At 67.7% G+C, this 15,384-nt stretch carries 10 protein-coding genes; 6 read left to right on the top strand and 4 right to left on the bottom strand.

What is annotated here, in order from left to right:
* The first annotated feature begins 62 nt into the window (after positions 1-62).
* On the top strand, positions 63-2,045 hold the full coding sequence (gene glgX, locus IED13_RS09385) for a glycogen debranching protein GlgX (RefSeq protein ID WP_248312499.1): 1,983 nt from the start codon (positions 63-65) through the stop codon (positions 2,043-2,045).
* 225 nt (positions 2,046-2,270) lie between these two features.
* Here the strand turns inward: glgX (IED13_RS09385) and glgX (IED13_RS09380) are convergent, their stop codons facing one another.
* Complete coding sequence (glgX, locus tag IED13_RS09380; protein ID WP_191124000.1) at positions 2,271-4,358, bottom strand: glycogen debranching protein GlgX; 2,088 nt, start codon at positions 4,356-4,358, stop codon at positions 2,271-2,273.
* 210 nt (positions 4,359-4,568) lie between these two features.
* On the opposite strand from glgX (IED13_RS09380), the gene glgA reads away from it, so the two are divergent.
* Complete coding sequence (gene glgA, locus IED13_RS09375) at positions 4,569-6,098, top strand: glycogen synthase GlgA (protein WP_142021852.1); 1,530 nt, start codon at positions 4,569-4,571, stop codon at positions 6,096-6,098.
* A gap of 159 nt (positions 6,099-6,257) precedes the next feature.
* Here the strand turns inward: glgA and IED13_RS09370 are convergent, their stop codons facing one another.
* Entirely contained in the window at positions 6,258-6,536 is a 279-nt protein-coding gene (locus IED13_RS09370; protein ID WP_210323553.1) for a DUF2934 domain-containing protein, read from the bottom strand.
* A gap of 187 nt (positions 6,537-6,723) precedes the next feature.
* On the opposite strand from IED13_RS09370, the gene glgB reads away from it, so the two are divergent.
* Both glgB and malQ read left to right on the top strand, forming a co-directional pair.
* The gene (gene glgB / locus IED13_RS09365; protein WP_191123998.1) at positions 6,724-8,934 is read left to right on the top strand and encodes a 1,4-alpha-glucan branching protein GlgB; all 2,211 of its coding nucleotides are present in this window, start codon (positions 6,724-6,726) and stop codon (positions 8,932-8,934) included.
* A gap of 60 nt (positions 8,935-8,994) precedes the next feature.
* The gene (gene malQ, locus IED13_RS09360; protein WP_191123997.1) at positions 8,995-11,058 is read left to right on the top strand and encodes a 4-alpha-glucanotransferase; all 2,064 of its coding nucleotides are present in this window, start codon (positions 8,995-8,997) and stop codon (positions 11,056-11,058) included.
* A 207-nt stretch (positions 11,059-11,265) separates the two neighbouring features.
* Here the strand turns inward: malQ and IED13_RS09355 are convergent, their stop codons facing one another.
* A complete protein-coding gene (locus IED13_RS09355; RefSeq protein ID WP_191123996.1) occupies positions 11,266-12,669 on the bottom strand; it encodes an SNF2-related protein in 1,404 nt (467 codons plus the stop codon).
* A gap of 139 nt (positions 12,670-12,808) precedes the next feature.
* On the opposite strand from IED13_RS09355, the gene IED13_RS09350 reads away from it, so the two are divergent.
* Positions 12,809-14,197: a M20 family metallopeptidase gene (locus tag IED13_RS09350; RefSeq protein ID WP_191123995.1), complete on the top strand. Its 1,389-nt coding sequence runs from the start codon at positions 12,809-12,811 to the stop codon at positions 14,195-14,197.
* 298 nt (positions 14,198-14,495) lie between these two features.
* On the top strand, positions 14,496-15,083 hold the full coding sequence (locus tag IED13_RS09345; protein WP_248311082.1) for an acyloxyacyl hydrolase: 588 nt from the start codon (positions 14,496-14,498) through the stop codon (positions 15,081-15,083).
* An 18-nt stretch (positions 15,084-15,101) separates the two neighbouring features.
* Here the strand turns inward: IED13_RS09345 and IED13_RS09340 are convergent, their stop codons facing one another.
* On the bottom strand, positions 15,102-15,359 hold the full coding sequence (locus IED13_RS09340; protein ID WP_191123994.1) for a hypothetical protein: 258 nt from the start codon (positions 15,357-15,359) through the stop codon (positions 15,102-15,104).
* Positions 15,360-15,384 lie beyond the last annotated feature (25 nt).

Raw genomic sequence — 15,384 nt, 5'->3', positions numbered from 1 at the left:
CGGGCTTGCCCCGGGCATCTCTTGCCAGAGATTCTCGGGTCTGCGCTGCGCTCCGCCCGAGAATGACGAACCCCAGCATCCTCCCTTGCCCGCTGCCCGCCCACATGGGCGCGACTGTCTCCGAAGGCGGCGTCACCTTCACCGTCTTCTCGCGTAACGGCGAGCGCGTCCTCCTCTGCCTTTTCGACGAGACCGGGGACACCGAAATCGCCCGCCTGCCGCTGCCTTGCCGCAGCGGCGACATCCACCACGGCTTCCTGCCCGGCGCCGGCGCGGGCCTGCGCTACGGCCTGCGCGTCGAAGGGCCCTGGCAGCCGGAGCAGGGCCACCGCTTCGATCCCTCGAAGCTGCTGGTCGATCCCTATGCCACGCTGCTCGACCGGGCTTTCCTCTGGGATCCGCAACTGGCCAGGCACGGTCAGGAGACGGCTGATCTGGTGCCGCGCTGCATCGTTGCCGGCCGTCCCAGCCCTCACCCAGAGGAAGGGCGTCTCGAGGGCAGCGGAAGCGAGCCGCCTCGCCTCATCTACGAGCTCGCCGTCAGATCCTTCACCATGCGCCATCCGGCCGTGCCGGAGCGCCTGCGCGGCACGCTCGCGGCCCTGATGGAGCCGGCCATCGTCGCCCATCTCCACCGGCTCGGCGCTGGCCATGTCGAGCTGATGCCGATCGCCGCCTGGATGGACGAGCGCCATCTCCCGCCGCTCGGCCTCGCCAATGCCTGGGGCTACAACCCGGTCAATTTCTTCGCGCCCGATCCTCGCCTCGCCCCCGGCGGCGGGGCGGATTTGCGCCGGCTCTGCGGCGCCTATGCGCGGGCCGGTATCGGCGTGATCCTCGATGTCGTGCTGAACCACACGGCGGAAAGCGACGAATATGGCGCGACCATCGGCCTGCGCGGGCTCGACAATGCGGTCTATTACCGCCATGCCGCCGACGACCCAGGCCGGCTCGTCAACGACACCGGCTGCGGCCATACGGTCGCGCTCGACCGCGCCCCTGTCGTCCGGATGGCGATGGATGCGCTGCGCCACTGGCGCAGCCTCGGCGTCGCCGGCTTCCGCTTCGACCTCGGCACGGTGATGGGCCGGACGGAGACGGGCTTCTCCCAGGACGCTCCGCTCTTCGCCGCCATCCTGCAGGATCCCGATCTGTCGCGGAGCATCCTGATCGCCGAGCCCTGGGACATCGGCCCCGGCGGCTACCAGCTCGGCCATTTCCCCGCCCCCTTCGCCGAATGGAATGGCCGCTACCGCGACGATGTCCGCCGCTTCTGGCGCGGCGATGCCGGCATGGCGGGCGCGCTCGCGACCCGGCTTTCCGGCTCCTCCGATCTCTTCGCCATCAGGCATCGCGGCCCCAACGCAAGCGTCAACTTCCTCGCCGCCCATGACGGCTTCACGCTTACCGATCTCGTCAGCTACGCGGCCAAGCACAACGAGGCCAATGGCGAGGAGAATCGCGACGGCGACAATGACAGCCATAGCTGGAACAACGGCATCGAGGGCGCGAGCCCCGATCCGGCCGTCACGGAGGCTCGCAACCGCGATATCCGCGCCCTGCTGGCGACGCTTTTCCTCTCGCGCGGCATTCCCATGCTGACAGCCGGCGACGAATTCGGCCGGACTCAACATGGCAACAACAACGCCTATGCCCAGGATAATGCTGGCTTTTGGCTCGACTGGGAGAGAGCGGACGATGCTCTGATCGGCTTCGTCGCGGCGCTCGCGAAGCTGCGCCGCGAGCATCCCTTGCTGACCGCCGACAGCTTCCTCACCGGCGCCGGCGAGCCGCCCGACGCGCTCTGGCTGAAACCGGATGGCAGCCGGATCGGCGATGGCGACTGGAACGGACTCGACGCTTTCTGCTTGCTGTTGAACGGCCGTGACGAGAGCCTGCTGGTCGCGGTCAACCGAGGGCGGGAGGGCGTGCCGCTGGCGCTGGCCGGGGAAGGCTGGGAGAAGCTCCTCACCTCGGCCGACGGCGTTGGCAGCGAACTACCGGTCCGTAGTGTCAGCCTCTGGCGACTCCCCAGACCATCATAGGAAAGAGCGCGGGAAACCCCTCCCGGATGGGAGAAGGGCCGGGGTGAGGGACCGCCGCCCATCGCCAAAATGCGACGGTTCCGTCGCGCCTTCTACGGCAAGCGCAGGCCCTCATCCGGCGCTCCGCGCCACCTTCTCCCATCCGGGAGAAGGGAAAAGCGTCGCGGCTCCGGCGCCTTCATGTCACCTTCATGACGCCCGGAGCCGCCTGCGCCGGAAGCGGCCTCACATCAGCACGATCAGCGATCGCGGCGAGAGCGTGATCTCCTGCTCCGCCTTGAGCCCCTTGCGGCCCTCGTCTGAGTCCGGCCCGGTTTCGGTGTCGAGGACGACAGCCCATGAACCGGCCTTCACCCGCGGCGGAATCCGGAAGACAACCTCTCCGTCGAAGCTGTTGAAAAGAATGAGCGCTTCGTCGCCGCCCTCCTCCACGTCGGGCATGTGCATCAAGAGCCCGATGGCGCGCAGGCCGGGATCGTCCCATTCCTCTTCCTGCTGGTCGCCGCCGCCGGGATTGACCCAGCGCAGCACGCAGCCGTCGCGGTAGGAGGCGCGGCGGAAGATCGGATGCTCGGTCCTCAGCGCGATGACCCGGCGGACGAAAGCGGCCAGCGCCTCGTCCCGCTTCGTCAATTCCTCCCAGCGCAGCCAGGCGGTCTCGTTGTCCTGCGCATAGACATTGTTGTTGCCGCGGTTGGAGTGGCCGTGCTCGTCACCGGCCAGGATCATCGGCGTGCCATGCGAAAGCAGCAGCGAGGCGAGCAGGTTGCGCTTCTGGCGCTCGCGCACGGCGATGATGCCCTTGTCCTCCGTCGGTCCCTCGGTGCCGTAGTTGAAGGACAGGTTGTGGCCGTGGCCGTCCTTGTTGTCCTCGCCATTCGCCGCATTGTGCTTGTCGTTGTAGGAAACGAGATCGGCGAGCGTGAAGCCGTCATGGGCGGTGACGAAATTGACGCTCGCCCAAGGCCGCCGCCCGCGCTCGTCATAGATGTCGCCTGAGCCTGTGACGCGCGCCGCCAGATCCCGCACCAGGCCTTCATCGCCCTTCCAATAGGCGCGCAGCGTGTCGCGGTACTTGTCGTTCCATTCGGCCCAGCCCGGCGGAAAGCCGCCGACCTGATAGCCCCCCGGCCCGATATCCCAGGGCTCGCCGATCAGCTTGAGCTTGCTCAGCACCGGGTCCTGCCCCATCGCGTCGAAGAAGCCGCCGCGCGGATCGAACCCTTCCGGTTCGCGCCCCAGGATCGTGCCGAGATCGAAGCGGAAGCCGTCGACCTCCATCGCCTCGGCCCAATAGCGCAGCGAATCCATGACCATCTGCAACACGCGCGGATGGCTGGTGTTGACCGTGTTCCCGGTGCCGGTGTCGTTGACGTAATAGCGCGGCTTGCCGGCGGTGGTGCGGTAGTACGAGAAGTTGTCGATGCCCTTGAAGGAGAGCGTCGGCCCGAGTTCGTTGCCCTCGGCGGTATGGTTGTAGACCACGTCGAGGATCACCTCGATGCCGGCATCGTGGAAGCGGCGCACCATGTCGCGGAAGGAGGCGAGCCCGGCCCGGCCCTCATAGCGCTGCATCGGCGCGAAGAAGCCGATCGTGTTGTAGCCCCAGTAGTTGGAGAGCTTCCTGGCGACGAGATGATGGTCGTCGAGATAGGCCTGTACCGGCAGGAGCTCGACCGAGGTGACGCCGAGGCTCCTGATGTAGTCGACGACCGCCTTCTCGCCGAGCCCGTCGAAGGTGCCGCGCTTCGCCTCCGGCACGGCCGGGTGCAGCTTGGTGAAGCCGCGCACATGCGTCTCGTAGAAGATCGTGCGATCCCAGGGCACCATCGGCTTCACTGGGGCCTTCGGATCGGCGCTCCAGTCGCAGACCACGCATTTCGGCATGAAGGGCGCGCTGTCGAGCGTGCTGAAGGTGAGGTCCTTGTCGAGCTTCGCCGCCACCTCATAGCCGTAATGGGCGTCGTCCCAGGCGAGCGCGCCCGAGAACTCCTTGGCGTAGGGGTCGAGCAGCAGCTTGTTCGGGTTGAAGCGGTGCCCTTCCTCGGGCGCGAAGCGGCCATGGACGCGGTAGCCATAGCGCTGGCCCGGCTTCACGCCCGGCAGATAGCCGTGGAAGATCTCGTCGGTATATTCCGGCAGCGTGATCCGCGCCGTCTCGGTCGCCCCACTCTCGTCGAAGAGGCAGAGCTCGACCCTTTCCGCATAGGCGGAGAACAGCGCGAAATTCGTGCCCTCCCCGTCATGGACGGCGCCGAGCTCGGAAGCCCGGCCGGCTTCGATCCTCAACGCCTGCGCCTGTTTATCCACCATGCCACCCGCCTCTTCTCATCGGCAGGCGATGCGGCGTCCGCAACGGCCCTGTCATATCGCTCCGCCATTCTGTCGCGGAGGTTGCAACGTCCCGCCCATGGCGCGGTTCCGGCGAACCGGCCCCGATCTTGCTTCTTTATTTTGCAGTGCACCCTGGAACCTTAACCTTTGTGATCTGTTCTTGACGGGCGATGTGCCGAGGACGTGACGATGGCGGATCTGAAGCTGGTTGAGACCGACACTGTCTCCTCGACATCCGGCCACGCCTTGATCTACGCCGCCGTCGTCAAGGACGACCCGGCCGAGCGCTCCTCGCCGATCCCGGCGACCACCAAGCTGCTGTTCGTCACCTCCGAAATGGGCGACTTCATCAAGGCCGGCGGCCTCGGCGAGGTTTCGACCGCTTTGCCCCGCCAGCTGCGCGCCTTCTGCGACGTCCGCGTGCTGCTCCCCGGTTTCCGACAGGTGCGCGCCGCAAGGCCGGCGATGGACATAGTCCGCCAGATGCCGCGCACCGCGAGCCTGCCGCCCTGGTCGCTCGGACGTTTCGCAACGGCTGACGGGCTGACGATCTACGCCGTGCTCTGCGACGAACTCTATGACCGCGAAGGCTCGCCTTACGGCCCCTTCGCCGGCGGAGACTTCGGCGACAACGACCTCCGCTTCGGCCGGCTCTCGCTGGCGGCGGCCGAGATCGCCGCCGGCGAGGCCGATCCCAACTGGAAGCCCGACATCATCCACGTCAATGACTGGCCCTCGTCCCTGGCGCCCGGCTATATGCGCTGGAAGGGCCTGGCGACGCCCTCGATCCTGACGATCCACAATCTCGCCTATCAGGGGCTCTACCAGCCGCAGCGCATGGCAGCGCTCGGCATTCCCGACCTCGCCTTCAACGTCAACGGCGCCGAGTTCCACGGCAAGATCTCGTTCCTGAAGAGCGGCATCTATTACGGCTCGCACGTCACCACCGTCAGCGAGACCTATGCCCACGAGATCACCACGCCCGAGCATGGCTGCGGCCTCGAAGGGCTGCTGAAGACCCGGATGGACGAAGGCCGGCTCACCGGCATCGTGAACGGCATCGACGATAGCTGGAACGCGCTGATCGAAGGCGGCAAGACCTCCGAGCAGATCGTCCGCCAGTGGAAACGGCGCAACGCCGCCGAGATCCGCAAGACCTTCGAATTGCCGGATTCGCGCGGCCCGCTCTTCTCCATCGTCTCGCGCCTCGTCCACCAGAAGGGCATCGACCTCTCGCTCGAGGCGGCCGAAAGCATCGTCGCCAGCGGCGGCCAGCTCATCGTCACCGGCCGCGGCGAGCCCCGGCTGGAGGAGGCGGTCGAACGGCTGGCACGGCAGTATCCGCGCGCCGTCGCCGCCCGCATCGGCTTCGACGATGGCGAGGCGCGCCGGCTTTTCGCCGCCAGCGATTTCCTGCTGATGCCCTCGCGCTTCGAGCCCTGCGGCCTGAGCCAGATGTATGCCCAGCGCTCCGGCGCGCTGCCGATCGCCTATCGCACCGGCGGCCTCGTCGACACCATCGAGGATGGTCTCTCCGGCTTCCTGTTCTCGTCGCTGACCGGCCAGGGCCTGACCTCGGCGGTGGTGCGCGCCTTCGACGCCTTCCGCACCAAGCGGGCCTTCCGGCAGATGCGCGAGCACGCCATGGCCAAGCGCTTCGACTGGCGCCGCCCCACCTTCCGCTATGCCGATGTCTATGCGCGGGCGCTGGCCGCTTGAGCGGGGGTGGTACCCTGGCGCTGGAAGCGGGTATCGTCCCGGACGCAGCGACGCGGAGAGCTGGAATCAGGACTGAGACCCATGCCTGAACCCCGTTCGGACAAGCTCAGGCACGGACCTCGGGCCAAGCCCGGGATGACCGCGTTGTTCGGTGGGATCTCAGTGTTTCTTGGGCGCCGCCTTGGTCGCTGCCGCCTTGAGCGGAGCGGGGGCCTTCGGAACAGCGACTTTCGGAGTGGTCTTGGCCGCGCCGGCCTCGACCTTGCCCTTCACCGGCGCTTTCGGCCTCGGAATCCCACCCTTGGGCGCGGGCTCCTTGAGACTCGCCGCGACACGCTCTTCGGCAAGGCGCCAATGTTCGCCGTCGCGTCCGTCGGGGCGTCCCTCCGCCTCCCAGATGGCATAGGCGGTATCCCTGACGATCTGCTCGCGGCTCATCGACATTCTCCCTGCACCCGTCTGAAACCCGGGGAAACAACCGGGCCGCAAACACTTGGTTCCGTGCGAGAATGAGCGTCGCGGGCAGCATCTTGCGGCCGGAACGGAAAGCGCCTCTGCTGCGTTGCATCATGACCGATTCCGCGAGTGCCGTGGAGTCCTCACCGAACCGGTTCGACCACCCCTGATGCCCCAGTCTTCCGTCCATTTTCCGTCGCTTCCCCCGCACGATATCCTCCTGCTGGAGGAGGCGCGCCATCCCGACCCCTTCGCGGTGCTCGGCCGGCATCGTGTCGGCGATGAGAGCGTGGTGCGCGCCTTCCTGCCCGGCGCCCATTACGTCGAACTCGTCACCGGCGAGGGCGATACGCGCAAGGCCGTGGCCATGATCGCCGAGGGCAACGGGCTCTTCGAGGCCTTATGCCCGGCCGACGAGCCCTACCGGCTGCGCGTGTCCTGGCCGGACGGCATCATCGAGGCGGCCGATCCCTATGCCTTCGGCCTGCTGCTTTCCGAGGAGGATATCTATCTCTTCGCCGAAGGCCGGCATTTCGACCTCTCGACCCGCCTCGGCGCCAATCCCCGTGTCTTCGACGGTATCGAGGGCGTGCTCTTCGCCGTCTGGGCGCCGAATGCCTCGCATATCTCCGTCGTCGGCGACTTCAACGGCTGGGACGCCCGCCATCACCCGATGCGCCGGCGCCTCGGCCCGGGCATCTGGGAGCTGTTCGTCCCCGGCATCGGCCCCGGCGCGGTCTACAAATATGCGATCGCCGGCCCGCATGGCGAGCCCCTGTCCTGGAAGGCCGACCCGCTCGGCCGCCGGCAGGAGGAGCCGCCACGCACCGGCTCGATCGTCGCCGCCGCGCCGGACTTCGCCTGGAGCGATGCCGAATGGCTGGCGCGGCGCGAGCGCGCTAACCCGGTCAACGAGCCGATGGCGGCCTATGAGGTCCATGTCGGCTCATGGCTGCGCAGCGAATGGGGCCAGATGGGCAGCTGGGACGAGGCGAGCGAGCGCCTGATCCCCTATCTCCGGTACATGGGTTTCAGCCATGTCGAGCTGATGCCGATCACCGAGCATCCTTTCGGCGGCTCCTGGGGCTACCAGCCGCTCGGCCTCTTCGCGCCGACCGCGCGGCTCGGCCCGCCCGAGGCTTTCGCCCGCTTCGTCGATCGCTGCCATGCCGCCGGCATCGGCGTCATCCTCGACTGGGTGCCGGCGCATTTCCCCTCGGACGACCACGGTCTCGCCCGTTTCGACGGCACCGCCCTCTACGAGCACGAAGACCCGCGCCAGGGTTTTCACCGCGACTGGAACACGCTGATCTACAATGTCGGCCGGCGCGAGGTGCGCGGCTTCCTAATCGCCTCGGCGCTATGGTGGGTCGAGACCTTCCATCTCGACGGGCTGCGCGTCGATGCCGTCGCCTCGATGCTCTACCGCGACTACAGCCGCGAGCCCGGCGAATGGGTGCCCAACCAGTATGGCGGGCGCGAGAATCTCGAAGCGGTCTCGTTTTTCCAGGAGCTGAACACTCTGGTCGGCGGGCGCGGGCGCGGCGCCGTTACCATCGCCGAGGAATCGACCGCCTGGCCGGGCGTCACCACCCCGGTCCACCTGGGCGGGCTCGGCTTCCATTTCAAATGGAACATGGGCTGGATGCACGACACGCTGCGCTATTTCGCGCGTGACCCGATCCATCGCGGCCACCATGGCGACGATGTCACCTTCGGACTGATCTACGCCTTCTCGGAGAATTTCGTACTGCCGATCTCGCATGACGAGGTCGTGCACGGCAAAGGCTCGCTGCTGGCGCGCATGCCGGGCGACGACTGGCAGCGCTTCGCCAATCTGCGCCTGTGCCTCGCGCTGATGTGGAGCCATCCCGGCAAGAAGCTTTTGTTCATGGGCTGCGAGTTCGGCGCCGAGCAGGAATGGAATGTCGATGCCCCCTTCCCCTGGCCGGATGACGGCGACACCCGCCGGCGCGGCGCCATGCAGCTCGTCCGCGATCTCAACGCGCTCTACCGCGCGACGCCGGCGCTCTACCGGCTCGACCATGAGCCGGAAGGCTTCGGCTGGGTCATCGCCGACGACAACGCCAATTCCGTCTTCGCCTTCACCCGCTCGGCCGGCGACGGCAAACCGCCGCTCATGGTCGTCGCCAACATGACGCCGGTGCCGCGCCACGACTATCGCATCGGCGTTCCCGCCACCGGCCTCTGGCGCGAGCGGCTGAACAGCGACGCGGACATCTATGCCGGCTCGGGCCTGGGCAATGGCGGGCAGGCGCGTGCGCAAGCGATCCCCGCCCACGGCCAGCGGCAATCGCTCTCGCTGACCCTGCCGCCGCTGGCGCTGATCGTGCTGGAGCATGGAAGTGCCGGCGGCTAGTGGTGGCTGGATTTCTCATGGCGGCCCGGTTCCGATGACAGACCTCGTGTGGAGCGCACGATGAGCGACGACATCCTGCGCCAGCTTGCAACCCGCGCCGGCATCGCGCCTGAATGGACGGACCAGACCGGCGCGCAGCGTCAGGTTTCACCCGAGAGTCTGCGCGCCATCCTCGCCGCGCTCGGCCTGCCGGCCGACAATGACGAAGCCTTGCGCAATTCGCTTTCGCTCGCCGAGGGCGGGTCCATGGGCCTGGGCTCCCGCTTCACCACCGCGCGCATCGGCCAGCCGGTCGGCCTGCCGCTCAGGGGCGAGCCGGGACAATCCGTCGAGGTGACGCTCGAAAGCGGGGCTCGCCGCGTCGTGACGACGATCGAAGGCTATGAGGGCGCCCTGACGCTGCCGCCCTTCGACGAACCCGGCTACCACACCGTGCACGCCGCTGAGGGCGACTTCACCGTCGCGACCGCGCCGGAACGCTGCATCACCTTCGCCGATTTGAACGATGGCAGACCGGGCTGGGGCCTCGCCGCGCAGATCTATTCCCTGCGCAGCGCGGAGGATGGCGGCATCGGCCATTTCGGCGGCGTCGCCGCGCTCGGCCGCACTGCTGCGGCCCGCGGGGCCGATGCGCTGGCGATCAGCCCCGTCCACGCTCTCTATGGCGCCCTGCCCGCTCTGTTCAGCCCCTATTCGCCCTCGACGCGGCTGTTCTACAACCCGCTCCATGCCGACCCGGCCGCTGCGCTGCCGGACGCACTCATCCGGGACGTCATCGCGCGACAAGGGCTGACGGAGGAGATGGCTCGCCTCTCCGCCCTGCCGCAGATCGACTGGCTTTCCGCCACGCCGGCCCGGCAGAGACTGCTGCGCGCCCTGTTCGACGCCTTGCGCGATCCCGCTGCAAGCGGAACCGAGGCTGCTCGCGCCGATTTCGAGCGCCATCTCGCCGAGGCCTCTCCGCTGCTGCGCGGCCACGCGATCTTCGAGGCGCTGCATGCCATCGAATTGACGCGCGATCCGACCGTCAAAAGCTGGCGCGAATGGCAGCCCGCCTATCGGCACCCCGACAACCCCGAGGTTGCGGCCTTCGCGGCCGAGCATGCCGACGAGATCGCCTATCAGGTCTTCCTGCAATGGCTCACCGGCCGCTCCTATGGAGAAGCGCAGCGCGCCTGCCGCGAGGCCGGCATGAAGGTGGGGCTGATCGCCGATCTCGCCATCGGCATGGACGGTGCCGGCAGCCATGCCTGGAGCCGACCGGACGACATCCTGCATGGGCTCAGCATCGGCGCCCCGCCCGACTACTACGCCGCAGAGGGGCAGAACTGGGCGCTGACGACCTTCTCGCCGCGCGGCCTCGCCGCCACCGGCTATGCGCCCTTCATCGAGACGCTGCGGGCGAGCCTGTGCTATGTCGGCGGCATCCGCATCGACCATGTCATGGGGATGAGCCGGCTCTGGCTGGTGCCGGAGGGCGCGAGCGCGCTGGAAGGCGCCTATGTCGGCTTTCCCTCCGAGACGCTGTTCCGGCTGATCGCGCTCGAATCCTGGCGCCACCGCGCCATCGTCATCGGCGAGGATCTCGGCACGCTGCCCTATGGCTTCCGCGATTACCTGCACGAGCAGGGAGTCGCGGGCCTGCGCGTGCTGCGCTTCGAGCGCACCGATCACGGCTATGTCCCGCCGCGGGAATGGGACGCCGGCGCGGTCGCGCTGACCAGCACCCACGACCTCGTGCCGACCGCCGGCTGGTGGGCCGGCTCCGACATCGACCCGGTCGATGACGGCATCGACCATCAGGGCATCCGCGCCTGGGATCGCGGCCTGCTCTGGGGTTCGTTCCAGAATGCCGGCCTCGTCGAGGGCGAGCGGCCGGAGCCGGACAACACCGACCCGGTCGTCGACGCCGCGATCCGCTACGTCGCCGCCACACCCTGCACGCTGAAGATCCTGCCGATGGAAGACGCGCTCGGCATCAGGACCCAGCCCAACGTGCCCGGCACCATCACCGAAAAGCCGAACTGGCGGCATCGGCTGGAAGGCGATGCGGATGCTTTGCTGGATGACGCGAAGGTGCGGCAGCGGCTGGCCTATCTCGGGCCGGAGCGCGGGGACGCCTGATAGCCCCGCACGCGCTGCCGCCTGAGGCGCGGGAGCCCTCTCCCGAGTGGGAGAGGGTTGGGTGAGGGCCTGCCGTAGCAGCAGTAAAGCGAGCGATATCCGCTGCGTGAGGCGAGGCATCCTCACGCATGATTGCAGCGGCGGTCCCTCACCCCTGCCCCTCTCCCACTCGGGAGAGGGGTTTCCCGCGCCCTTGCTGGCAAACTCTCAAGCAGCCGCCCGCCCCTCGACGATCTCCGCGATCGCCTCCAGCATCCGCGTGTCGTCACCGGCGAGGCCCTCCATCGCCGCCATGCGCTGGATCACCGTCGCGGCGATCGCCTCCTCCACCGTATCCTCGGCATAGGCGTAGAAGATCGTCGCGTGCTGGCCGTCGCGGTGGCAGCGCCCCTCGATCTGCTGGAGCTGGATCGCGCTGTGGCGCATGTCGTGGATCACCAGCGCCCGCTCGCGCTCGCCGCCCGGCATCTCGCCGCGATGCAGCGAGATCGACTCGGTCACGGTGAAGATTACCGCGTCGAGCTGCCCGGTCTGGAAGGCGATGCGGGTCTCCTCGTTCTGCGCGCCGGAATGCTCGCCATTGATTTCACCGACACGCCAGCCGCGCCCGCGCAAGGTTTCCGCGAGCATCGCGCTGGTCTCGAGGAAAGCGACGGAGATCGCGACCTGCTCGTCGTTCCCCAGCAAATCCTCGCAGAAATCGGCCGTGCCGGCGATGCGCAGCAGGCTTCCCTTCTGACGGAAGCGCAGATCGGCCGCCCAGCCCTGCGGCTTGCGCGTCGAACCGCCGGCCAGGCCGAGCTCCTTGCGGAACTCACGCCAGGTCGCCTCGTAAAGCTTGCGGGACGGCGCATCCAGCGCGACCGGCGCAAGCTCCCGCTGCACCTCCGGCCAACCGGCGATCTCCTCGGGCCGGCGGCGCAGGCCGATGGCGTTCGCGCCGCGATAGAGCAGATCGGCCATCACCTTGCGGTCGGTCTCGTTCGGCTCCCAGCTCCAGTTCTTCCAGCGCCCCTTGGCCCGGCCGATCTTCAATCGCTTCATCAGCGCGCGGAAACCATCGAGATCGGCTGATGGCATGCCCGCGGCCTTCGCCAGCAGGCCCGCGAGATAGGACAGCTCGTGCGGCGACTGGCCGGCGGTCGCGCTCATATAGATCGTGAAATCGGCGGCTGCCGCCATCTGCCGGCAGACCAGCCCTTGCTGCGAATACGGGTTGCGGATGCGGTGTGCCTCGTCGATCACCACGAGCGGCCAGATGCGCTTGGGCGTGCCAAGCTTCGCCAGCTCATTGTTCTTGGCGCGGGTCGAGCGCTTCTTCGAGTCCGCCGGCGGGGCGAGCAGCGACTTCGTCTTCTCGAAATTCATCAGCGTCACCCGCTTCGCCGGCAGGCCGGACAGCGCGATGGTGCGCCGCCATTGCGGGATCGCGCCCTTGGGACAGATCACCAGGATCTCCTCCTCCGGCATGGCCGAGAGCGCGAGCCAGGCCGAGAGCGTCTTGCCGAGGCCGGTGAGGTCGCCGAGCAGGAAGCCGGCCGCCCCCTTCGCCCGTGCGGCCAGGATGGCGTCGCGCGCGACGAGCTGATGCGGATGGGGGATGAAGGTCATGGGCGACGAAGCGTGGTTCCGGCAGACGGCGCCACAGATACCCTGATCGTCCGGCATGGCGCATCCCGCTCTCTTGGCACTGGCGAAAGCCGGCGTCCACCGGCACTGTGCCGGCCTCGAATCCGGGAGAGGACCGACGATGACCCGCGCGCAGGCGATTGCGAAAGCTCAGGACTATTTCGATTCAGGCCGCATGAAGAGCGACCTCGCACGCCTCGTCGCGATGCCCAGCGAAAGCCAGAACCCCGATCGCGCGCCCGTCCTCTCCGAATATCTCGATCTGGAGATGCGCCCGCTGCTGGAGAAGCTCGGCTTCGCCTGCCGCATCCTGACCCATCCCAAGGCCAAGGGCCCCTTCCTCTATGCCGAGCGCATCGAGGACCCTGCCCTGCCAACCATCCTCGGCTACGGCCATGGCGACGTCATCCGCGGCCTCGACGCGCAATGGAGCGAAGGCCTCTCACCCTGGAAGCTCGTCGAGAAGAACGGCCGCTGGTACGGCCGCGGCGTCGTCGACAACAAGGGCCAGCACCTCATCAACCTGAACGGCCTGCGCACCGTGCTGGAGACGCGCGGCAAGCTCGGCTTCAACGCCAAATATCTGATCGAGATGGGCGAGGAATCGGGCTCGCCCGGCCTGCGCGAGCTCTGCGCCGACGAGGCCGAGCTGCTCAAGGCCGATATCCTGATCGCCTCGGACGGGCCGCGCCTCAATGCCGAGCGCCCGACGGTGTTCTTGGGCGCCCGCGGCGTCATCACCTTCGACCTGCAGATCAAGGCCCGCGATGCCGGCCACCATTCCGGCAACTGGGGCGGGCTGCTGTCCGATCCGGCGATCCAGCTCGCCCATGCCATCGCCTCGGTCACCTCGCCCACCGGCCAGATCCGCATCCATGAATGGGTGCCGAAGGAGTTGCCCGCCGCGGTGCGCCGCGCGGTCGCCGATTGCGAGGTCGATGGCGGCCCCGACGGCCCGCAGATCGATCCGAACTGGGGCGAGGCCGGCCTCACGCCCGCCGAACAGGTCTTCGGCTGGTGCTCCTTCGATGTGCTCGCGATGAAGTCCGGCGTGCCGGAAACGCCGGTCAACGCCGTCCCGCCGAGCGCCTGGGCCCGCTGCGGCCTGCGCTTCGTCGTCGGCATCGACCCGCATGACGTCGTTCCGGCGCTGCGCCGTCATCTCGACCGCCACGGCTTCCCGATGGTCGAGATCGTCACGCCCGGCACGGAGCGCTTCGGCGCGACGCGGCTCGATCCGGACGACGCCTGGGTGCAGTTCACCATCGATTCGATCGCGAAGAGCACGGGCAAGAAGCCGGCGCTGCTGCCCAATCTCGGCGGTTCCCTGCCCAACGACATCTTCGCCGAGGTCCTGAAATTGCGCACGATCTGGGTGCCGCATTCCTATCCCGGCTGCCAGCAGCACGCCCCGGACGAGCACCTGCCCGTCACTATTGCCCGCGAGGGGCTGACCGCCATGGCCGGGCTCTACTGGGACATCGGCTCGGGCGAGGCGCCAGCGCTCTAAGATCTGCCGAGCTTCAGGGAAATGCACCGACATTCCCGGCCAACCATCCTCGGGCCGACCTTTGGTCGGAACCGAGGAGGAGCGCCGCGGCGCCGATCCCGGATCCGTTGTCAGGCGCCGTGTTCTGTGATGGATTTCGGCCATAAGCAGCATGTCCCGCAGTGACGGCCGCCTGCAACAAGTGGCGACGGCGCCACACCTGTCATTAACGAAGTGCAAACCATGTTTTGGCGATTCTCCCTGGCACGAGATTTGTTAGCCTTGGCGAAGCACAGCGGGGATTCGACGCATGCGGTCTATGCAGTTGTCTCTGGGCGTCCTGCTCTTGGTTATGGTCGGCCTCCTCGGTTTCGAGGCCGCCAACGCGGCTGATCTCACAACTCCCCTGGCCTATGCGCCGCCAGCCGTCGGGGTCGGCCTGATCTCTGAGCTGCGTGGCGGCGTTCTCGCGCATAATCCCGCCGGACGAGAGAGCGGCAGCGCGGACGTCAATCTCGAGCTCCTCTTCGTCAAGCCGTTCCAGCCGGCCGATCCGGTGATGGCGTTCTTCGTGCCGCGCATCCATCTCGGCACCACCATCAACACCGCCGGCGATACCAGCCATGTCTATGCCGGCTTCACCTGGACCTATGACTTCACCGACAAGCTCTTCGCCGAAGCCAGCTTCGGCCTGGGCTTCCACAATGGCAAGACGAGCGACTTCGTTCCGCGGAACAGGCTCGCCCTCGGTTGCTCGCCTCTGTTTCGTGAATCCGCCTCGCTGGGCTACCGCATCAGCCAGAACTGGAGCGTCATGGCCACGGTCGAGCATTTGTCGAACGCTGGCCTCTGCAACGACAATCAGGGCATGACCAATTACGGTGTGCGCGTCGGCTACGTCTTCTGAAGATCGACCGGACGCCCCTCACTCCTGCGGCTGGCGCGGATCGCGCCCTGGCGGCAGGTCGACAGGCGTGGCCGGAGGAGCTTCCGGCGGCGCATTGGGCGGCAGCTCCGGCGGCGGCTCGGTCGGGATGCCCTGCGGCTCCGCATCGGGCGGAACCTCGACTGGCGGTGCCGGCGGCACCTGGCCCGGCGTCAATGGCGGCGCCTCCGGCGGCGGCTCGGGAACGGCTGGAGTGTTACCGGGCCCAGCAGCGAGCCCATGAGCAGATATCGTCATGTGTGATCGACCTTCCTGGAAAAGG

The sequence above is a fragment of the Allobosea spartocytisi genome (assembly GCF_014764685.1).
Classification (GTDB): Bacteria; Pseudomonadota; Alphaproteobacteria; order Rhizobiales; family Beijerinckiaceae; genus Allobosea; species Allobosea spartocytisi.
Note: the sequence above shows the minus strand (reverse complement) of the source record. Positions and strands in the feature narration are given on the sequence as shown.